Source organism: Rhodopirellula sp. UH5, from assembly GCF_056839225.1.
In genome coordinates this window covers 3,695,721-3,716,649 of the sequence record NZ_CM166390.1, presented here as the reverse complement: position 1 = coordinate 3,716,649, position 20,929 = coordinate 3,695,721, and the positions used below count along the sequence as shown (strand labels likewise).

The window sequence follows — 20,929 nt, the reverse complement described above, 5'->3', positions numbered from 1 at the left end:
CGACGATGATCGGGGGAGAGGTGACAGCGGGCTGAGATTGGTAGGGGTCACAACGCTTCCTCCTCTTCGATGGCGGGCACCTTCACGGCCTCAGGATTTTCCACGTCCGCTGGGTCCGCCGCAGCCGGATCGCTACGCGAGACCGCATGATGCAGTTTCCAAAGCAAGCGGTGAGCGTCGCGGTAACGGGGGGCCAATTCCAACGCCATCAGTGCATGGTGTTTCGCGGGGAAGGACTCGTTCTGGTGGTCGTACGCGTTGGCCAGACGAAAATGCAGCGCTGCCGGGTCCACCAGATCCAATTCCAGCAACGCCGACAAAGCCTCCACCGCCAAATCATGGCGATCGAGCTTTTCGGCAGCGACGGCGGATGCGAGGTGAAATTCAGGCAACAAGGGCTGGATCGCGAGCGCCTGCTGCGAAGCGTCCAGAACGTTTTCCCATTGCTCTTCCGATTGGCCAATGTTGATCCAACGCCGCAAAGCCGGCAAAGCATCGCTGGATTGTGCCAAATTGTCTTGGATTGCACGAATTTCTTGGCGGTCCTGCCCCAATTCGCGGTGGGTGCGAGCCAGCCATTCCAGCGGGCCATCGCGTTCGCCCGTCAGCACGCCCAATTGCTGCATCCGCGAAAGCGGGATGAGTGCTTGTTTCCACTGCCCTGCCTCGATCGCGCTTTTTGCTAGTTCTCTCAGTCCCCAGTAATTGGTCGGGTTGGCTCGAGTCCATCCTTTCCAGGTCGCCAAATCGCCGGCTTCGGGCAGCGTGTCTCGCGACCAGTCGACCAGTGCCCCGAACTGGTTGGCTCGTGCTTTGGCATACGCATCGAACTGCGTGTCCAAGCGTTGCAGCGATCCCATGTGCCGAGTCAGTGCGTCGTTGATTGGAATGCCCGCGGCCAAATCATCCAGCACGGCCAGCAATGCCTCCTGGCCATGTTGTTCGATCAAGAATTCAATCACCAAGGACGATTCGTAGTAGGCAAACTGCAGCGCTGTCGCGGAGGGGGGCGACAAAAACGCGGCACTCAGGTCACTGACCGGTGTCAGTTCATCGGAGAGCAGCATTGATCGATACTGAGGCGACATCTTTTCGCCCCAGGAAGGATTGCGTTGGCGTTCTTCGTAAACGGAGATGCCTTCGCTGAGCCAACGCGGCATTCGGTTCTTGGTTTTTTCCAGCGTGACCACGTGACAAAACTCGTGCCACAAAACACTCTTCCAGTTGGAGGGGCGTTCGCCTTGCGAGGCGGGGCTGTTGGCGGTGATGACTCGGCCGAAGCAAACTCCCAAGTACCCTGCCCCGCCCGGCAAACCAAACGTGCGAATGGCAAAGTCATTTTGGTGCGGGAAGATCTCCACCAAGATCGGCTTGTCCGGCATGACGTCGTACTTCTCGCACAAGATACGCTTGGCATCCAAAAGCAATTCCAGGACGGCGTCGCCGTAAAGCTTGGCTTCTTTGGCGTCCATGCGGACTTGGATGCCGTCTTGTTTCAGCACGGAAAACTTCGACGTCCGGTCGCGAAGCGTCATCAAGTTGTAGGCCACGACGTTGTAGGGATCGGACTTGGCGACTTCACCAGCGATTTCCCAGCCGATCTCTTCCTCGCCCAATCGCAGCATGTCTTGGGCGAGTTGAAAACTGGCGGCGATGTGCAGTGGGTCGGCGCTCAGGGCTAGATTCTGATACTCGGCTCCTTCCGCAAAGCGATACTTCTCAGAGAGTTTCTTGCCGATCAAGTGATCGACGTTGGGGTTCTGTTCCCAGGTCGAGAGCGCGGCGGCACGCATCAGTTTTTCGACATCGTATTGGCCGTTCAAGTGAGCGATGACGGCGAGCAAGGCCCATGCCGACGGTTCATGCAGGTTGATTTGCAGCATCTGATTCGCGATGTCTTTGGCATCGTCGTATCGTTCTCGATCAATCGCTCGTTCCGCCAACCACTGCAGCGAAGGCAGGTGTTGCGGGTTGATTTGAAGCGCCGTGGCGATCTGTTCGGCAGCTGCCTGCCCATCGCTGGATTCCAATGCTTTGGCCAGTAAATGGTGCAGTTCAGGCGTCTCTTCCCCCAGTTTCAACGCTTGCTGAAGCGTGTCGGCGGCGACTTGAAAATCGCCTTTTCGAATGGCCAGTTCGGCTGTGGCCAGGTAGGCGTCGAGGTACTCTGGATCACGCTCTCGAACCCGGTCGTAGAACATCTCCAGGACTTTGCGTGCGTCTTCGCCACGACCGGTGAGGAAACGCCCCGCGGCAACCAGATTGTCTCGGGTGATGTATCCCGCGAAGGCGCGTTGCATTTGGGCGAACAAGTCCGCTTCTGCTTGTCCGACTTCATCTTGCAGGCCATTGAAACGCAGCACATCGAGTCCCATGTACCGCAGCGCGATGCTGGTCGGATATCGCTGCAGCGCAGCGCGATAAGTTTGCAGGGCGTCGGCGTGGTTACCCTGAGTCAGTTGGCACTGGATCAACAACCGCGGCCAACGTTCGCTCCAGACACCTCGCTCGACCTCGAAGGCGGCGGTTGCCGCAGCAGCGTCGTACTGGCCATTGCGAAATTGTTGGACCGCCTCGTCGTAGCTGGCTGCCAAACCGGTTGTCGGCATGCCCAGCGTCCCGAGCAGGGTGCAGGCAATGACAATGCAAAGCACCAGCGTGGAGGCGCCTTGTTGGCGGTCGCAACCCGGGGCGCGGACCCGTGATTGAGAACGCGGGCTGAGCACGCGATGTTCGTCGCGTTGGATGTCAACAAGGAAGCCAGATGCATTCACTAGGACAGGTCTCATGCTTTGGTGCGCGGGTGGGAGGCGTCTCGTTCGAAAATCCTCGCAGGTTGATTCTACGCTCTCAGCAACCTGCTCGCACGAATGAGGCCCATTCGGTGCTCATCCGATCTCAAAGGAACCGCTACACTGCCTCCTGTGGGGTGCCTCCCTCGTGCGTTGAATGGCGTTTGTGGCGTGCACACCGACGTTTGCCCTTTGTATCAAGATGAATTGAAGGATCTCGCGATGAGTGAAAGACGCTATTCCCTCGAACGCTTCCTGGAGAAAACCCGGGACAAGGACCTCAACCAGGGGCTGTTCGAGCTGGAGTCGGACCGCATGCTCGACATCAACCTCAATGGGGAGGTCTGGACAAAAATGGGGTCGATGGTCGCTTACACCGGCAATGTGAAGTTCGAACGCGAAGGCATTCTGTCGCAAGGTTTGGGCAATTTGCTGAAGAAGGCCGTCTCCGGCGAAGGCACCGCGCTCACCAAAGTCAGCGGCAAGGGATCTGTTTTCTGCGCCGACGCCGGCAAGAAGATCACGATTCTTGAGCTGCAAAACGAAGCGATTTGTGTCAACGGAAACGACCTCCTCGCGTTCGAAATGTCATTGAACTACAACATCAAAATGATGAAGAAGATGACCGCGATGTTGGCCGGCGGGTTGTTCAATATCCGCCTGGAAGGCACGGGCATGGTGGCGATTACCAGCCACTACGATCCGATCACATTGCCGGTCACACCTCATCAGCCCGTCGTGACGGACCCGAATGCAACCGTGCTGTGGTCCGGGCAGCTCGAACCTCAACTCAAAACCGACGTGCAGTTCAAAACCATGCTCGGTCGCGGTTCAGGTGAATCGTTGCAGTTTCTTTTCCAGGGACATGGCTTTGTGGTGGTTCAACCCTACGAAGAAGTTGTGTTTCAAAATCAAGGTTGATCGAAACGTTGAAACTGATCTCATGGAACGTCAACGGCATCCGTGCCTCAATGAACAAGGGTTTTCGCGAATTTGTCGAGAGCGAACTGCCCGATGTGCTGTGTCTGCAAGAGACGAAGGCGGAACCCGAACAAGTCGATTTATCATGGGCGGATGAGTTGGGGTACCACCAGTTTTGGAACACGGCGACCAAGAAAGGTTACTCCGGTGTTTCGACCTGGAGTCGCGTGCAGCCATCCAGGGTCACCAAGGGGTTGGACCTCGAGGAGCATGACAACGAAGGCCGCGTGCTGACAACGACGTTCGATGACTTTCACTTGGTCAATGTCTACACGCCGAACTCCCAGCGAGGCCTGGCTCGATTGGAGTACCGGATGCAGTGGGACGAAGCCTTTCTGGACTACGTTAAGAAACTGAATCGTCGCAAACCGGTTTTGTTCTGCGGGGACGTCAACTGCGCCCACCAGGAAATCGATTTGGCGAACCCCAAGTCCAATCGAAAAAACGCAGGCTTCAGCGATCAAGAGCGAGCGGGATTGGACGCGGTCACTGCGGCGGGGTTTGTTGACTCATTCCGACAATTCCACGATGGCCCAGGGCACTATTCTTGGTGGACGTATCGCAGCGATGCTCGAGCCCGGAACATTGGCTGGCGTTTGGATTACTTCTGGGTCGCCAAGAAGTTCTGGGATCACGTCGCCGATGCACGAATCCGATGCGAGATCCTTGGTTCGGACCACTGCCCCGTTGAGTTGACGTTGAAGTGAAGTTGCCCCTGCCCTCGGTGCGAAAGCTCTTTCGGGAGCACTTCTCAGGTGATTCACCGATTTGGATCGATCCAGGGCAACGTGCGGCTCTGATCAAGGCCTGGCGGGCCAAGCTGGGAAAGATCGAGGGTGTGAGGCTGACCACTCATCCCGGCGATCGCGATTCGCGGTCGCCGACCTGGGTGCGGTTCACCATTCCTGATCCGAATGCGTCGCAGACCTATTACCGGTCTGATGAGCTGCGTTTGGAACGCAACGACGAAGGCGAATTGGTGTGCGCGTTTGGGAAGTTCAATCGCGAAGTCACCGGATTGATCAGCGATTTTGACGAGCTGGAGAGTTTGGTGGCGGAGGTGCTTCGTCGATACATCAAGCGTCATGCAGGGGAAGCCAAGCGGGCAAAAGTCCGCACGATGAAGTCCAAAGCGATCGTCGCTCGGGTCAAGGCACTGGCCAAGGAAGAACAATTTGACTTCGCGACCAGCATGGACACGCAGAAACTGCGTCTGTTTGTGAAGTTGTCGAGCCAGCACATGATCGAGATCCACATCCCGTTCACGCGATTCGAAAAGGTCCTGCCTCAACTGCAAGAAACCATCCGCACACTCCGGTCGCTGTACGAGGACGGGTTGCGATTCAAGATGATCGGATTCATGCAGGCCGATTGGCGAACGGAATGGGTTCGGTACGAAGACTGATTTTCGAGCCCAGCTGAAAAGGGGCTGCCCCCTTTTCGGATTGGCTTTTCATTTTGATTCCCACTTTGATTGAGACATTCCCTTGGCTGTTCGAGTTGATGTTCACGAGTTGATTCAGTTGCTCGAAATCACTCCGCCGGACCAAAACATCATGTTGGTCGGGAAGCACGGGATCGGGAAATCTCAGATCATCGCGGAACATTTTTTGTCGCGAGGGATGAAAGTCGTGCCGTTTTTTCTGGGGCAAATGAGCGATCCCGGCGATCTGATTGGTTTGCTGCACAAAGATGAAACGACTGGCCGGAGTGAGTTTTTGCCTCCGTTTTGGTGGCCGGTTGATGATGAACCGGTCGTGCTGTTCTTGGACGAACTCAATCGGGCTCGGCCGGAAATCTTGCAATCCGTGATGGAGTTGGCGCTGAACAAAACCCTGGCAGGCAAGCGGTTGCCGGCCGGCAGCGTGATCATCTCAGCGGTCAACGAAGGCGATGAATACCAGCTCACCGATTTGGATCCCGCACTCGTTTCGCGTTTCAATCTGTACCAGTTCGCGCCGACGGTGGACGATTGGTTGCTGTGGGCGGACCAACACAAGGTCGATGGTCGTGTCACCGGGTTTGTGCAACAGCAGCCTCAGTACTTGGACGGCGAAGGGATCGCACCCGCCGCCCAAGACGTGGATTCGATGTCGGGGCTGGTCAAAACACCCGACCGCCGCGGTTGGGCTCGCGTGTCCGCGATTCTATGCGGCGTCGACACGATCGAACCGGTGCATGTCAAGCTGATCGCCGGCGTCGTGGGGTCACCCGCCGCGATGGCGTTCCGAAGAAGCCTCGCATCGCGGTTGCCGGTGACACCGGATCAAGTGTTGTTGCAGTTCACCAAGCACCGCAAAGCGATCGAGAAGATGGCTTTGGGAGAGCTGTTGATGTTGAACGAGCAGTTGCTGGTTCACTTGGTGGGCGATCCGTACAGCGAGGTGGATCGAACCAAAGCTCTCAAGGGCATGCTGGGCTACCTGAAGCTGCTTCGTAAACGGAAGCTGGATGAAGCAGTCGCTCACTTGGTTTCGATGACTGATCAACCGAAGTACGAACCTGCGATGGAGTTCTTTGCGGAGTCGATGGAGCTGACAACTTTGTTGACCCAGTATGTCGAGGGGATCCGAATTCAGTGAGCGACATGGCTTCCGTGAACAACACAGCAGCCTCCGGCGGATCGGATTCGAAACGAGATGCGAAGGCGCGAGAGCGAATCACTCGCGTTGTCGAAAGTTGGTACCTCGTTGATCCGTTGTTGTTTGTGGCCTGGACGTTGCACGAGGTGGTGCCCGTGCCAGAGATCGCAACGCTTCGAGTCGCTCATGGTCGCGTTGAATTCAATCCCGCGTTCATTTCGTCGCTCAAGCGAGACGAGTTGGCGGACGTGCTGCGGTTTGAAGCGATGCGAATCCTGTTGGGGCATCCGTACGCCAGGCGGCAACCCAAGACCGAGCTGTCGTATTCGGCCAGCAATTTGACGGTGCAAGAGTGCCTGCGAAGCAAGCTTCCTATGCCGCGTCCACGCGAGGTGTTGGGCAGTGAGACGCACGACCATCAGTACTTTGAGTACTACTATCGACAGCTCGCAGAGCGGGAAGGCGACCAGGCCAATGAGTCCGAAGAGGACGATCCTAAGCCCGATGATTCGGAGGGGGCATTGCCCGGCGAGGGCGTGGAGGATGCCGATGAGAATCCCAACGAGAACGGGAGTGAACCTGGCGAAGCCGGGAGTGACGTGGCCGCCGAACAAGAGACTGACTCAAGTGAAAAGTCGTCGGATCAGGAAGGGAGCGAGGAGGAGTCCCTGATGGAGTCCGAAGAGCCCTCCCTCGATTCGCCTCGCTCGGACGAGGCCCCGGATGCCACGGCGGCTAGCGACTTGGAGTCCTACGTCGACCCCCACCAAACCGGTGCTGAGAATGCGGATCAGTGGGACGCGGATGATCTGCTTCACGAAGAGATCAAGTCTGCCGTCGCGGATGCCGCTGAGAACGGAGGTTGGGGGACCTTGCCTGGGCATGCGCAAGAGCGATTGCTTGCGACGCTTCGCCCGCCGCTGGATTACCGATCGATCTTGCGTCAGTTTCGGCAAAGTGTTCTGTCGGTCGATCGGCGACTGACTCGCATGCGACCGAGTCGTCGTTATGGATTTGCCCAAATGGGAAGCCGGTACGACTTCACCACACGGTTGCTGTTCGCCGTGGATGTGTCGGGGTCGATGGGCCACCGTGATCTGCAGAACGGTTTTTCGATCATCAATCGGTTCTTTCAGTACGGCATCCGCTCCATCGACGTCATCTGGTTTGACACCGAGGTCCGCTGCGAACCGTTGACGTTTCGATCGGCGCGGCGCGATGTCAGCGTGACCGGTCGAGGTGGCACCCACCTCAGCTGTGTGACCCAGTTCATCGACGAGCAGCGTGGCTATGATGGCGTGGTCGTGTTCACCGATGGCGATTCGCCCTCCCCCAGGCTTCCCCGCAATCGGCAGACGCGAATTCTATGGTTGTTCAACACGCAGGCGGCGTTTCGAAAATCAGCTTCGGATTTGAAGCCTCTGGGCAGCGTTGCGTTTCTAAAACCTTCGCGGGCAACGCCGGGATTCTAGCCGGGGTCAGCTTTCGCAAAGCGGCATGATCGGGCTGGCTGAGTTGACCAAGTCGTCGATCGTGACTCCTCGGAAGGCCTCCTCGGTGGCCGCGTAGGCGCGATCCAGTTCCGCGTGCAGCGGACAAAGTTCGGTGTGCGATTTCAATCCAAGTGGGCACTTTCGAATGCGTTGAAGCGGAGCGACTGTGTTGATAACGTCGAGGATGGTGAGCGTGTCCGTCGGCACACACAGTTCGTATCCACCGCCGGGGCCCGGGCGGGAACGGACCAATCCGGCGGCTGCCAAATCTTGCAGCACTCGCGTGAGGTATCGCCGAGGGACCTTGGTTTGTTCGGCAAGGTGGTCCGCGGAGGCGGGTTTCCCGATCTGGCTGCCCATGCAGGCGATGGCGCGAAGGGCGTATTCGGCAGTTTTGGAAAGCATGTTTGTTTGATGTGATTTTGAAATCTGCATGTTGAAATGCAGATATGGATTCTGTACAGTCAGGTGTACGAATGAGAGTTTAAGCTGGAACCCACTTACGAGCAATCTTGAATGGTATCGCTTCATTTCAAAGGTGCCGCTCAGCCGGGCCACCATCTTCGCCTTTCTGCCGGAAGCCAGCGATTGGTTTGCGGCGGACTGCTGTGTTTGTTTGCCTGGATGGCAGCCCCCGCCTGGGGGCAGCCTGATTTTGAGCGGCCGCCGATTGATTACCTAAACGCGGAGGTGAACGATCCGGTTGCCAAGCTGGCAAAACGGATTGAGGCGGGCGAAGTGGCGCTCCAGAGCGATCCAAAGTTCGGCTATTTGCCATCGGTGCTGGACGCCTTGGACGTGCCGCTCAGTTCGCAAACGCTGGTGTTTTCGAAGACCAGTTTGCAACTGCACCGGATCTCACCGCGACGGCCCCGAGCGTTGTATTTCAATGACGATGTCTACGTCGGTTATTGCCAGCATGGCGATGTTTTGGAATTCGCTTCCACGGATGCGAAGCAGGGCGCAATCTTTTACACGCTGTCACAGTCGGTCAAGAAAGAGCCTGAGTTCGTGCGAGACCGAGGGGGGTGTTTGTCGTGCCATGCTTCGTCGCGAACACAGAATGTGCCTGGGTTTCTGGTCCGCAGTGTCTTCGCGGATGCCGCTGGTCGTCCCAAATTGGGCAGTGGGACATTCACCACCGATCACAGCAGTCCTTTTGAAGATCGCTGGGGCGGTTGGTACGTCACCGGGACCCATGGTTCGATGCGTCACATGGGCAACGTGATTTGCACAGATGAAGCTCACCTGCTCGATCGCGAAAGCGGTGCGAATCAAGACGATTTGGAATCCTACTTTCGGACGGAATCTTATCTGACGCCGCACAGCGACATTGTGGCGTTGATGGTGTTGGAGCATCAAACGCAGATGCACAACGCGATCACGGCGGCCAATTTCGAAACCCGGCAGGCGCTTCACCAGTCCTACCAAATGAACGAACTGCTCGAGCGAGAGCCTGATTTCATCAGCGAGAGCGCCACGCGGCGGATTGAGTCGTCCGCGGACCGGGTGTTGAAGTACTTGTTGATGTGTGACGAGTTCCAGCTGACGGATTCGGTCGCTGGGACGACAACCTTTGCCAAAGAATTCGCTTCGCTGGGCCCGCGTGATTCAGAACAGCGGTCGCTGCGAGATTTCGATTTGGAAACGCGGCTGTTTCGCTACCCGTGCAGCTATCTGATTTACTCCGATTCCTTCGCGGCGTTGCCTGTTGAAGTGCGTTCACGCGTGCTGGAGAAGCTCAGGCGGATCCTGCACGGCGAGGACCAGTCTGAGGCCTACCAGCATCTGACCAGCACGATGCGACAGGAGATTCTGGAAATCCTGGAAGCGACGCACCCCGATTTTCAGTGAACCTGTGGTGGGGCTCCGGTTCGGCGGATTTCCACCTGTCACGCCTCTCCTGAAACGCAGCTTGGGGAGAGCTCGAGCGACGCCGTTCAGGTGTCCGCGAGGGTGAGGGTCGAGCATGGGGAGCGGCGCGGATGGCCCTCCCCCGGAAATCTCGCTGAACGCTCGCTTTCCGACCCCTCCCGCTGCACGCACCGGGGTCTGCAAGTCACTGCTGGATCGGCATGGATGAACTGCACGCCCTTCAAGCTGGGAGGGTGGAATCGATCGCCCTGCGAAATGTCTGGAAAGGGCCAGTGCGTCGATGCGGCATCAATTCTGCTGACAAGGCAAAAAAATAAGTCGTTTGCCTTTTCAGGCAAACGACTTATTCAGTGACCCCTACGGGACTCGAACCCGTGTTACCGCCGTGAAAGGGCGATGTCCTAGACCGCTAGACGAAGGGGCCGGTCGGTTTGCCAACAAAAGCTGGCGTGCCAACGAGGCGAGTATCAAACCAAGATCGCCTGAAGGCGTCAAGGGTTCCAGAGGCTCGTTTTGCCTGACGAGAACAAAAAACTTGTCAGGAGGCCGAATGTGCCTTCACGAACGCGCTGTGTGCGGGAGTTCGACCTAAGAAACGTCGTTGGAATCCGCTGGGGCGTTCGCATCGAACGCTTCGTTGTTCCGTTGAATCGCATCGTAGACTTCACGCCGGTGAACTGGCACTTCGCGAGGAGCCTCCACGCCGAGGCGGACTTTGTCTCCACGGATTTCCACCACAACGATTTTGATATCGTTGTTGATGACGATGCTTTCGTTTTTCTTTCGCGAGAGTACCAACATGGCTCATTCCTTTTTGCGGCCGCCTGCCTCCTAGTAACAACTGCCTAGTCAACGACGAATAGTGGACAGGTTGTGGAAGGGAGTACGGACAGGGATCCTTGGTCCAACAACTCTAGGACAAAAAACGATCCGGTCAAGGAAATCCGGGTTGACAAACAGTGAAAAATCTTGTGCTCGTCGCCTCGTAGAGGGGTGGCGATTGCAAAAACACCGTATTTGCTTGCAAATACGAAGTGTCGCGTTCTCGATTCATCCCCTCCTCCTTTTGCGATTTTATTTGCGATGGCTGCTGTTTTTTCATTCCAAGCGTACGTTTACGGCACTGACCGGGGGGCTTTTGACGTGTCCATGGAGACCGTCGCGGACCGCTTTGACAACTTGGAAGGACTGTTTTTCGAGTGGGATGGTTCGTTCACCTGGGCCAATCAGGCCCAGGGCTGGCAGATCGATGGCACCGTTTACGACAACGGTCAGGCCATTCAGTACGTTGACCTGCATGGCCGCGGTTCATCGTTGGAAGGGCGCAAAATTCTGCTGGAACGTCTCCACGCACTGTTTTTGACCTTGGGCGAACCGGAATCGATCTCACTGCTGCGTTTGCCCGAAAGGGCGTGGCAAGATTTACAAGCTTTTGAAAAAGATGTCTTCCAAACCGCCAGTGTTGATCAGTGAAACTCCACGGCGTCCCTTTCCTGAGAAATCAATCGGAAACGGGGTTGCTCGCTTTTCACCGCGAAATGGCCCGTAATCGCTTGCTGTTGTGAGATTCGGTTGAATGAGTTGGAACGATTTTTCTGGTTTTCAGCGTTTTGGCATCCTGGTTGCATAACACTCCTGCCAGACGCCAATGCCTCGGATGGAGGCAGACGAGTCGGTGCCGGCGTCAGTGTGGTACCGAGACTAAAGAAAAGCCCCGTTTCAGGAAGAACCGCTATGTTGACCGAAACCATGCCGTCGCTCGAAAACGTCTCGATGATCTCAGCTGCGTCGCAAAATGAGACTTCGCCGTCGGACGCTGAGATCACTCGCCGCGTGATGAAGATCCGCAGCAGTTGGAGTGTCGCCGAGCGTTTGCGTCGTCGTCGTGAAGCAGATGATCGCTTCGCTGACTTGCTCGACACGTTGTCTTCTGATCACACCGCCGCCTGAAATCCTGTGAGGGTGGCGAGACCTGCTCTCGCCCGACGCACGGATCCGAATGAACGGTATTCGAACTGGGCTCTTGCCCGGTAGAATGTCAGCTTTGATTCTTCAAGGATGACATTGGATGATTGGACCTCACATGGCTTTCGTGATTGCTCGCCTCCCAAAGACCGTTTGGGCTGGTGTGGTTGCGATTCTGTTGACCCCAGTTGTTGGAGGCTGCACCAGGCAACCTCCTGCTGAGTCAATCGAAAACGCCGATGCGACTGAATATGCTGATCCGGCTGACATTGGTCAGCCGACTGGTTCCTCCCTGCCCAACGCCGGGCAACGCAACGAGGAGCAACGCGGTGAGGTCACGCCAGTTCATGAAGTCGAGCCAGGCAGTCAGGCCGCCACTTCTGAAAAGACCGCCCCCATCCAGGTTCCACGAACGATCACGTCTGGGACGAGCGGGCAAGCGAAGCAGTTGGCACATGAACTGAGCCCAGAGAAGCTGCGAACGTTCCTGTCCGAAGCGGACATTGAGATGCGGATGATCGTCAGTGGAGAGTCAGGGATTGAGGATGAAGCCACCGCCATTGGCGAATTGAAACGCATCGTTTCGCTGAAACGCGAAGCATCTCGGCGGTTGATCGAACACGCAGAATCATCGCCCAGGGATCAGGCGATTGGCCGGCGAGGCGAATTGCAGTCGCTCTCGCATCTGGCTGCCATGGGGGATCTGAAATCGGCTGAGAGTCTGCAACAGTTGGCAGAGGAGCTGCAAAACGATTCTGATCCAGACGTTCGTTCGGACAGTCAGCTTGTGCTCATCGGTTTTGCGATCGAAAACCTGCGGAACGGAAAATCGGAGGCGGCAACCAAGGTCGTTTCTCAGATCGACCGGCTGTTGCAATCCAGTTCTGCTCCCGACGCGGCAACGTTGATGGTGATGGGCCAGGCCAGAGACACGTTGATGCAGTTCGATCATGTCGAGGAAGCGTCTCGCGTGCGTTCCATGATCTTAGAAGAGTTCGTGGAGCCGATCGAAAATGGTGCTGGCGAAGCGAGCGAGATGGTGGGACTCGCTGACATGGCGCGTCAGATTGCTGGTCCAAGTTTGCAAGTCAGCGAAGCGACCCGTCGCGTTCAAGACCTGATGCAACAATTCATCACGGAAGCGAACGAGAACACGACCGCAGCAGATTCAGCGGTCTCGCCGAGCGATTGGAAGGAAGCCATTCAAACGTTGGCGGATGAACAGCCCGACCTGCTGACCACTCAGTTTTTAGCCGCTGCCAGTCTGGAGGCAGAAACCGTCGGTCGCGAAGACTTGATGTCGGTGACCTACCAGGTCTTGGACGACAAGTTTGCTTCCCTGCAGGACGATCGCGGGCGTGAGGCCCGGGCGGCAATTCAAGCTCGAGACAATCGTGAGAAGATTCTCGGCAAGGCATTCGATCCTGATTTGCCGAGCACGAAGGGCGATGAGCTCTCGCTGGAGAGTTATCGCGGGAAGGTGGTTTTGATGCCGTTTTGGTCCGCCGCATTCCCGGACTCGCTGATGGTTGTCGACAACCTCCAAGAGATCGCTCGCCAGTACCCGGAGAAGGTTGCGATTGTGGGGATGAATCTGGATGTTCAGTCGACAGACGTTCCAGCGTTTGAGTCTCGCAATAAAATCTCGTTCCCGAGTTTTCGCAGTGTTTCCGACCCGGAGGCGTCCGTCGCAAACTCGATTGCCTATCGGTTTGGGGCCGTTTCATTGCTGTTCGTGGCTGTGATTGACCAAGCGGGCGAGGTTCAGGCCCTCGAATTTTCTGGGCGAGATTTGACGCCGGTTGTCGAAAACCTTTTGCGATGAATTAAGCTGGGCGGTTGGACGAGTTCCATGAGGCAATGAGAAACCTCTCGTCTTTGTCGACTTGTTTGTGTCGGCTCGTCTTAGTCACTGTCTGCTAGGTTGCGATCATGCAATTCATCGAACTCACCGGCAAATCGTTGTTGGATGTCATCAACGAAGGCGAAATTGATATGGGCCAGCTGCATGAGGCTGGCGTCAACGGCGACTCCATTCTGAGGATCAACAAGTTCGGCGAAATCGAACTGAGAGACAAACAGGAATGGGTTTTGGTCGGCGGTCTGCTGGGGAATTTTGAGGACCGCCTGCGGAAGATCACGCAGTTGGATTGGCTGTAGCGTCGAATGACCCATTGAATGAGGTGGCGAGTCAGAGGCGAGCAGCCGCGATCATTCCGTCTCTCTTCCCAGCTGCTCGCGGATTTTTTGCAAGCGTTGGCTGAGTTCTGATTCAAACCCGCGCTCAACCGGTTCGTAGTAACGTCGGTCGACGCCGAGGTAGTCCAGCTCTGCCACACCGGCATCCGTGTTGTGTGCCGATTGGTAGCCATCGCCGTGGCCCAGTTCTTCGGCACCGGAGTAGTGACCGCACCGGAGCATTTTCGGAACAGGGATGACCTGTCGATCTCGTACGTCGCGGCGTGCGGCGCTGATCGCCGTGGTCGCGGCGTTGCTTTTCGGGGCCAGGCTCAGGTAAGCGACTGTTTGGCTCAGCGTGAGTTGAGCTTCGGGAAGACCGATCATCTCACAGGCCTGCATGGCACTGACCGCAAGCATCAACGCTTGGGGGTCCGCGTTGCCGATGTCTTCGCTGGCCAAGATCACCAACCGTCGGCAGAGGAAGCGAATGTCTTCGCCGCCTTCCAACATCCGAGCGAGCCAGTACAGGGAGGCGTCGACGTCGCTGCCGCGGATGCTTTTGATGAGCGCGCTGGCCAGGTCGTAGTGATCGTCGCCGGTGGCATCGTAGCCCGCGATGCGGCCGGTCATGGATTCAGCAACATCTTCTCGCGAGATGGTTGCCGCTGGATCTTCGTGGCTGTGCACGGCCACTTCGAGTGCCGTGAGTGCTTTGCGAGCGTCGCCGTCGGCGGCGGCAGCGAGGTACTCGATCGCATCCTCGGCAATCTTGACGTTCTGGTTTCCCAGTCCGCATTCCCGGTCGGTGATGGCGCGCTTCAGCAGCGTTCGCATGTCGTCCACCGAAACGGGTTCCAGCCCGAACAGTTGGCTGCGGCTGATCAGTGCGGCGTTGACAGCGAAGTAGGGGTTGCTGGTCGTGGCTCCGATCAGCGAGATGATGCCCGATTCCACATCGGCCAGCAGAGCGTCTTGTTGGGACTTGTTGAAACGATGGATCTCATCGATGAACAGCAACGGTCTCGGGTCGCCTGCGGAAACTCGGTCGCGTGCTTTGGCCAGCACTTCGCGAACGTCTTTGACGCCGCTGCTGATTGCGTTGAGGGTGACCAGTTCGCTGTTCTGTTCTGACGCGATCAGGTGAGCGAGCGTGGTTTTGCCGGTGCCCGGTGGACCGTGCAGCAGGATCGAGCCGATGCGACCGCTGGCGATCAATCGCCGGAGCAGTTTCCCTTCACCTAGGATGTGTTGCTGGCCGACAAACTCGGATAGCTTCTTGGGACGCATTCGCGCAGCCAAGGGTTGAGCAGCGAACAGGTGGTCAGCTTCTTGATCGGCAAACAGGTCCATGGTCGACATGACAATTCAAAGTGATCGGCGGGATGACCGCTCGCAGAAAAGAACGAGAAGAGCAATGACAGGAACGGTGATCGCTGGAGTGGTGACGTTGGCAATTGTTGCACGAGTTGTCACGCTCGTCGACGATTGGGGGCGAGATTGGACGAACAACCACGCCAAGTGGGATGATTCCGCCACGGATCCGGGAAAGCGACCGTTGCGATTGCCGAAGCCAATCGCCGAAGTGCGTCGTGATTTAGAAACCTGGGTGGAGTCGGAACCGATCTGGCAAGTGGAATCGATCGCGGACGACTCCGTTGACGCACCGGTCGCCGGTCAAACCCAGGCCATCCATTTGACGCGTCGAACCAAGTGGCTGCGGTTCGTCGACGATGTCCACGTGCAATTGACGGAGGAAGTGTCTCCCACCGGTGAGGTGGTCACTCGGGTCGACGCGGAAAGTCAATCTCGCGTCGGCAAAGGGGACCTGGGGCAGAACCCTCGCAACCTCCAACATCTCCGCGAAGCATTCTCAGCGGAGGAAGGGATTTGACCGTATCGGAACTCGTCAAGAGTTTCGGAAATGTCGTAGCGAAACTCGTCAAGAGTTTCGGTGTTGGGTGTTGGCCGAAAGTCTTGGCGACTTCGTCAGCGAGCCACAAATGCGCGGAAGGCTGCGTTGAGTTTTTGCGTCATTGGGCCGGGTTTGCCGTCGCCGATGACTCGGCCATCGAGTTTGACCGCGGGGATGACTTCGGCGGCGCTGCCGGTCAGGAAGCATTCGTCGGCGACAAAGATGTCGTGACGGGTCATCGCTTCCTCCGCCACTTCGATCCCATTTTCGCGAGCCAAGTCGATCACCGTGTTGCGGGTGATGCCTTCCAAGATGCCTGCGTCGATCGGAGGTGTGATCAAACGGCCGCCGCGGACAATGAAGATGTTGTCCCCGGTGCACTCGGCGACTTCGCCTTTGGTGTTCAACATCACCGCTTCGATGCATCCGGCCCGGATGGCTTCGATCTTGGCCATGATGTTGTTGAGGTAGTTCAGCGACTTCACGCGAGGGCTGAGTGCGGCCGGGTGATTGCGGATCGTGGAGGCTGTGATCAGCTCCAAGCCTTCGGTGTAGAACTTTTCCGGGTACAGCGAAATCGTGTCCGCGATGATGATCACTTGGGGATCTTCGCAGGAAAACGGGTTGAGCCCCAACTGGTTGCCGCCACGCGTGACGACCAAGCGGATGTAGCCTTCCGTCAGGCCGTTCTTGGCAACGGTCTCGTTCACCGCTGTTGTCAGGGCGTCGATCTCGATGGGGATGTCCAGCATGATCGCACGAGCGCTCTCGTAGAGTCGCGTCATGTGGTCTTCGAGAGCGAACACTTTGCCCGAGTAGATCCGCATGCCTTCGAACACGCCGTCACCGTACAGCAGCCCATGATCGTAAACGCTGATCTTGGCGTCTTCGCGTGAGAAGTATTGCCCGTTGATGTAGATGGCTTGGGTCATGCCCGAAAACTCAAATTTGGAAAGGTGCGATTGGTGTGAAGGCGAATCTGGGGATGTTTCGTTTGCGAGATGGTGCTCAGTCAACGGAGGCGTTCGTGACCGCGCCGACCACTTCCGCATCAAAGTAGTTGATCGACATGCCCGCATCGACCACGATCGATTGCGCGGTGATGCCGCTGCTGCGTGGAGACAACAAAAACGCCGCGGTGGACGCGACTTCGTTCGTCGTCACTGCTTCCCCACGGGGGATGACTTTTTCCGCGTACAGGTACGAATCAACATAGCCGGGGATGCCTGCCGAGGCGCTGGTTTTCAGCAGGCCGGCCGCGACCGCGTTGAAGCGGACTTGGCTGAACCGGCTGAACGATTTGGTCAGAAAGGCCAGTGATGATTCGAGGGCCGCTTTGATCGGGGCCATGAAGCCATAGCTTTCGCTGGCCATTCGCGTGGTGCTGATTCCAATCGTGACCACGCTGGCGTCACTGGCCAGTCGGTCTTTGATGGCGTTGCAAACCGCGACCAGAGAAAAAGCCGAGATATCGATCGCTTGCAGGAATTGACGTCGCGTTGTTTCGTGAAACGGACGGATGCCATCGCTGTAGTCGGCAAAGGCGATCGCGTGCACCATCCCGGCGAGCGTCACATTGTCTCGCTCCAGTTCGGCGGCCATCGCGTCAATGTCGGATTGTTGTTCCACGTCGCAAATGATCAGGCGGCGACCAGACAGCAATTTGGCCAAGCTTTCGCGGCGAGACTCACTGCGGACGGCGTAGATCACCTCCCCGCCGGCCTGTTCAATTTGCTTGGCAATCGCAAACGCGACGCTCTTTTTGTTGGCGACTCCCATCACCAGGAATGTCTTGTCGGTCATCCCCAGGAAGTCGAACGCGGCGGTGTTTTCGGTGCTCACGATTTTGCATCCACGTCAAGGGCTGGGCTGGGCTGCGCTGGCGTGATGCTGCACGCAAACTCCAGTCGCGTGGTGACTTTTCCATTGAGCAGCATTTTGCCGGTCATGAAAAACGCGTTGGAAAGTCGCTCCTTCAGCGTCACGTGAATGTCGACGGTGTCCCCGGGGCGGACCATGTTTTTGAACTTCACGCTGTCCATGCGAGTCACCACGGGGACAAATTCGCCCACGTCGGGCGTGTGTTCGGACAGCAGAATCGCACCCGCTTGCAGGCAGCATTCACACTGAATCACTCCGGGGACCAGTGGGTAACCCGGGAAGTGTCCTTGCACAAAGAACTCGTCGGCCGAGAACGTTTTGCGGGCGTGAAGCGTGTTTTCGGTGATTTCCAGCACCTCGTCCAGCAACAGCATGGGCGAGCGGTGGGGGATTTTGGCCTCGATTTCATCGGGGCCGAGATGCCGAGCGTCGGTGGAGTCGTTGGGAGCGTTCATCCCCGTATCAAACGCCATTTTTGGGGCGATCGTCAAGGCCGTCGAAAGAGGGTTTGTCCGCGTTCGCGGAGGAACGCCCGCACGGTGTGCGATGATCGGCAATATCGAGCCAACCGTGATTCACGCCGGCAGGGATACAAGTGCGAATTGTGCCGCGAAAGGTTCGCGTGGAATAGCAGTGATTCGTCGACATCGCCCCGGATGGGGCCGTCTTCCGTAGCTCGGGGCGGAAGCCCCGAGATTGCTTCACGTTAGATGCAATCATTGAAAAAGTTCAATTGACAAATGCAAAGTGCAAAATGCTGTTGGGATGAACGGGCCGCAAGCAATTTAAAATTGTCAATTGTCAATTTAACCTTTTCAATCGAATCGCCGCAAAGCTTTTAGGCTCAACCCAGCGGCATCAGCTTCGAGCGAACCTTCTCGGGCAGGCTGTTCAGCCAACGGTGGCGGGTGGCGTCGTCATTCCAAGCCATCAACCCGATCGCGATTGCGAACAGCAATGCGACGTACGGCGAAAACAGCAGGCTGACCGGAAGCAGCGACAGCACCACCAGAGTCAGGTCCAGTTTGTAGCCGCAACCGATCATGGCCAGCCACACGCCGGTCATCACGACCCCGTGAGAACAAAGCGTCGCGATCACGGCTCCTTGCAGACCCAGCATCGGCAGCAACCACGCGTTGAGTGCCAAGTTGCTGGTCAGGCCCGCTGCCATTGCGACGGGAATCCATTTTCCTTTTTCAACCGTCCAAAGGTAGTTCTGCCCAACGGTCACCAGTGCTGCCCAAGTGCAGAAGCACAGTGCCATCGGCATCAGTGTCATCCCGTCGGTGTAGCGGCCTTGCAGCAGAACGTTGAAGATCCAAGGCCCCAGCAGAATGGCCACCGCACTGCCGCTGGTGAACACGATCGAAACCGCCAGCAACGCGTCTCGCAATCGTGTCTGCACTGCTTCAAAGCGTTTGGCTTCCCAGTCCGCCGACAGATACGGCAGCATCACACCGCCGATCATCGTTCCCAGGCTGAGCAATAGCATCGGGATGATTCGTCCCGAGTGGTACTGCCCCACCGCGGCTTGTCCTGCGATCTCCGCCGACAACGTTTCGGTCGCCGGGATGAAGTGCAGGATCATGTAGCGATCCGAAAGCTCAAACAGATTGCCGATCAAGTTCATCAGCCAGAGCGCCGTTGCGTACGGCGCGAGCCTGCGAATCATGTCCCACAAACCGAAGGGAAGGTCATCGTCAGGTGATTGCGTTTCGGGCTCTTGAGCAGAATTCGTGATTGCGTCGTTGGAGTCCGAGATCTGCTGGGCTGATTCCCAGGAACGAATCAGAGACCACAGGCCAGGGATCGATGCGATCAAGCAGGATGCGGCGAACATCCACACGACCCCCGTGAACGACCCGCCGGAGATCAACCAAGCGACGCTCAACAGCGTGAAGCCGACGCCCTGCATGAACTGCATGCATGAGACCATGCGGACTTGTCGCAAGGAACCGTTGAGGTCGCTGACAAAGTTGTAGGCGATCATCCCCACCACGGCTCCGGCAACGCCGTAGATCAGCCGGTTGTCTTGCGGTTGCAAGAAAACGATCCAGCCAAACCAATCGGGAAGCCACAACATGGTTGTGACGAAAATCGTGGTGCATGTCAGGGTCCCGATCGCGATCCGACGCACAAACGGTGTGAGCGACTTCTTAAGACGGAAGTGTTCGGTGAATCGTGGCAGCACGCCGGGGATTCCCAGCAGCATCACCGGGGTGATCAACGTGATGAATCCGAACGCCATCGACCAACGTCCGACATCTGTGTCGTCCATCAAGCGGCAGAACGCCATCCCGCGAATGAAGCCGATGCCCCGGCCGAGCACTGTCATCGCCAGCATCACGATCATGCCGATCGCCAGCGAGTCGACTCGAAAGGCCGAACGGGTTGTGGTGGGTTGAGTGGCTGAGTCGGCGGTCGACATCGGCAATTGGCTTCGGTGATCAGATGGATGGTGGCGGATGACGCGAGCGGAGCAGATTCGCGTGGACGCTGTTTGAATGCGAGGTTTTGAAAGGGTGGCTCGCTGATTGGTGGCACCCTGTTCACTTCGTTGGCCAAGGAGAAAGATCGATGGATCAGGCGGGTCTCAAGTCCGGTCGAAACGGTTGTGTCGATATTTTTGGCTGGAAATCATTGACCGAACCCCTTGGTGTGCTATCGTGTTAGCACACAGGTTCGGTGCGGCGTCTGCTGCCTCGAACTCCTTCTCAGGAGACGCCCATGTTCTTTTCCATTGATGCGGCCAGCGACGTGCCGATCTACGAGCAGATCGTTCGGCAGGTCAAGCTGGCTGTTGCCGATGGCACGCTGGTTGGTGGCCAAATGCTTCCCAGTGTGCGTCAGCTTTCTCGCGACATCGCGCTGAATCCCAACACGATCGCGCGAGCTTATCGCGAGTTGCAAACCCAAGAGATTCTCAAACCGCTGCGTGGTCGCGGGATGGTGGTTCGTCGCGATGCGATGGATGCCTGCACGGCCGCCCGCGATGACTTGGTGGGGGACGGTGTTCGCCGTGCTTTGGCCGATGCGATTGCTGGCGGGATGTCACCGGATCAATTGCGGTCGCTCTTTGAATCCGAGCTTTCGCGATTGAGTGCAGCCTCCACGAAGTCCAACTCGGACGAATCAAGCCTTGAATCTGTTTCTTCCTCCAACAACGAGCCGAGCCATGAATGAATTGGATTCTGTCGGGCGTGAGCCAACGACACGGGAAGCTTCTGACATTGCCTCGAATCGCCCAGCGTATGATTCGCACCAGGC

General features: G+C 57.2%; 20 protein-coding genes and 1 tRNA gene. 12 read left to right on the top strand and 9 right to left on the bottom strand.

Annotated elements, in window-relative coordinates; genetic code table 11:
* Positions 1-47 precede the first annotated feature (47 nt).
* Positions 48-2,789, bottom strand: a complete 2,742-nt coding sequence (locus UH5x_RS13270) for a tetratricopeptide repeat protein (RefSeq protein ID WP_482635909.1) — start codon at positions 2,787-2,789, stop codon at positions 48-50.
* A gap of 225 nt (positions 2,790-3,014) precedes the next feature.
* On the opposite strand from UH5x_RS13270, the gene UH5x_RS13265 reads away from it, so the two are divergent.
* The 5 genes from UH5x_RS13265 to UH5x_RS13245 all read left to right on the top strand — a co-directional run bounded on the left by UH5x_RS13265 (position 3,015) and on the right by UH5x_RS13245 (position 7,827).
* Positions 3,015-3,713 (top strand): AIM24 family protein, encoded by a 699-nt coding sequence (locus UH5x_RS13265; protein WP_047815932.1) that lies wholly within the window; start codon positions 3,015-3,017, stop codon positions 3,711-3,713.
* Positions 3,714-3,721: 8 nt separating this feature from the next.
* Positions 3,722-4,480, top strand: coding sequence for an exodeoxyribonuclease III (locus UH5x_RS13260; RefSeq protein WP_482635908.1), 759 nt, complete (start codon positions 3,722-3,724; stop codon positions 4,478-4,480).
* Complete coding sequence (locus UH5x_RS13255) at positions 4,477-5,178, top strand: hypothetical protein (RefSeq protein WP_047815780.1); 702 nt, start codon at positions 4,477-4,479, stop codon at positions 5,176-5,178. Before UH5x_RS13260 ends, UH5x_RS13255 begins: the two co-directional genes overlap by 4 nt.
* A gap of 82 nt (positions 5,179-5,260) precedes the next feature.
* Positions 5,261-6,355: an AAA family ATPase gene (locus UH5x_RS13250; RefSeq protein WP_047815781.1), complete on the top strand. Its 1,095-nt coding sequence runs from the start codon at positions 5,261-5,263 to the stop codon at positions 6,353-6,355.
* Positions 6,356-6,369: 14 nt separating this feature from the next.
* Entirely contained in the window at positions 6,370-7,827 is a 1,458-nt protein-coding gene (locus UH5x_RS13245; RefSeq protein WP_482635984.1) for a DUF2201 family putative metallopeptidase, read from the top strand.
* Positions 7,828-7,833: 6 nt separating this feature from the next.
* On the opposite strand, the gene UH5x_RS13240 is transcribed toward UH5x_RS13245, so the two are convergent.
* Positions 7,834-8,253 (bottom strand): RrF2 family transcriptional regulator, encoded by a 420-nt coding sequence (locus UH5x_RS13240; protein WP_047815934.1) that lies wholly within the window; start codon positions 8,251-8,253, stop codon positions 7,834-7,836.
* 111 nt (positions 8,254-8,364) lie between these two features.
* On the opposite strand from UH5x_RS13240, the gene UH5x_RS13235 reads away from it, so the two are divergent.
* Positions 8,365-9,702, top strand: coding sequence for a hypothetical protein (locus tag UH5x_RS13235; protein ID WP_047815782.1), 1,338 nt, complete (start codon positions 8,365-8,367; stop codon positions 9,700-9,702).
* Positions 9,703-10,074: 372 nt separating this feature from the next.
* Here the strand turns inward: UH5x_RS13235 and UH5x_RS13230 are convergent.
* Both UH5x_RS13230 and csrA read right to left on the bottom strand, forming a co-directional pair.
* Positions 10,075-10,147 (bottom strand) — tRNA-Glu (locus UH5x_RS13230).
* Between the two features lie 164 nt (positions 10,148-10,311).
* On the bottom strand, positions 10,312-10,524 hold the full coding sequence (gene csrA, locus UH5x_RS13225; RefSeq protein WP_007327053.1) for a carbon storage regulator CsrA: 213 nt from the start codon (positions 10,522-10,524) through the stop codon (positions 10,312-10,314).
* 282 nt (positions 10,525-10,806) lie between these two features.
* On the opposite strand from csrA, the gene UH5x_RS13220 reads away from it, so the two are divergent.
* The 4 genes from UH5x_RS13220 to UH5x_RS13205 all read left to right on the top strand — a co-directional run bounded on the left by UH5x_RS13220 (position 10,807) and on the right by UH5x_RS13205 (position 13,848).
* Positions 10,807-11,196: a hypothetical protein gene (locus UH5x_RS13220; protein ID WP_236696693.1), complete on the top strand. Its 390-nt coding sequence runs from the start codon at positions 10,807-10,809 to the stop codon at positions 11,194-11,196.
* 261 nt (positions 11,197-11,457) lie between these two features.
* Positions 11,458-11,673 carry a hypothetical protein gene (locus UH5x_RS13215; protein ID WP_047817116.1) on the top strand — a complete coding sequence of 72 codons (216 nt, stop codon included), beginning with the start codon at positions 11,458-11,460 and terminating at the stop codon, positions 11,671-11,673.
* 118 nt (positions 11,674-11,791) lie between these two features.
* A complete protein-coding gene (locus UH5x_RS13210) occupies positions 11,792-13,513 on the top strand; it encodes a TlpA family protein disulfide reductase (protein ID WP_482635907.1) in 1,722 nt (573 codons plus the stop codon).
* 107 nt (positions 13,514-13,620) lie between these two features.
* Positions 13,621-13,848, top strand: a complete 228-nt coding sequence (locus UH5x_RS13205; RefSeq protein ID WP_047817118.1) for a hypothetical protein — start codon at positions 13,621-13,623, stop codon at positions 13,846-13,848.
* A 51-nt stretch (positions 13,849-13,899) separates the two neighbouring features.
* Here UH5x_RS13205 and UH5x_RS13200 read toward each other — a convergent pair whose 3' ends face one another.
* Positions 13,900-15,219: a replication-associated recombination protein A gene (locus UH5x_RS13200; protein WP_482635983.1), complete on the bottom strand. Its 1,320-nt coding sequence runs from the start codon at positions 15,217-15,219 to the stop codon at positions 13,900-13,902.
* 64 nt (positions 15,220-15,283) lie between these two features.
* Between UH5x_RS13200 and UH5x_RS13195 the strand changes: the two genes are divergently transcribed.
* Positions 15,284-15,760, top strand: coding sequence for a DUF1499 domain-containing protein (locus UH5x_RS13195; protein ID WP_482635906.1), 477 nt, complete (start codon positions 15,284-15,286; stop codon positions 15,758-15,760).
* 95 nt (positions 15,761-15,855) lie between these two features.
* Here UH5x_RS13195 and ilvE read toward each other — a convergent pair whose 3' ends face one another.
* From ilvE to UH5x_RS13175, 4 genes are all read right to left on the bottom strand, one after another.
* Positions 15,856-16,713, bottom strand: a complete 858-nt coding sequence (ilvE, locus tag UH5x_RS13190; RefSeq protein WP_047817120.1) for a branched-chain-amino-acid transaminase — start codon at positions 16,711-16,713, stop codon at positions 15,856-15,858.
* 76 nt (positions 16,714-16,789) lie between these two features.
* Positions 16,790-17,623 (bottom strand): SDR family oxidoreductase, encoded by an 834-nt coding sequence (locus UH5x_RS13185; protein ID WP_047817121.1) that lies wholly within the window; start codon positions 17,621-17,623, stop codon positions 16,790-16,792.
* Entirely contained in the window at positions 17,620-18,135 is a 516-nt protein-coding gene (locus UH5x_RS13180) for a 3-hydroxyacyl-ACP dehydratase FabZ family protein (protein ID WP_482635905.1), read from the bottom strand. Before UH5x_RS13180 ends, UH5x_RS13185 begins: the two co-directional genes overlap by 4 nt.
* Positions 18,136-18,506: 371 nt before the next feature.
* Positions 18,507-20,090 (bottom strand): lipopolysaccharide biosynthesis protein, encoded by a 1,584-nt coding sequence (locus UH5x_RS13175; protein ID WP_482635904.1) that lies wholly within the window; start codon positions 20,088-20,090, stop codon positions 18,507-18,509.
* Positions 20,091-20,389: 299 nt separating this feature from the next.
* On the opposite strand from UH5x_RS13175, the gene UH5x_RS13170 reads away from it, so the two are divergent.
* Complete coding sequence (locus UH5x_RS13170) at positions 20,390-20,845, top strand: GntR family transcriptional regulator (RefSeq protein WP_482635903.1); 456 nt, start codon at positions 20,390-20,392, stop codon at positions 20,843-20,845.
* Positions 20,846-20,929: the final 84 nt, after the last annotated feature.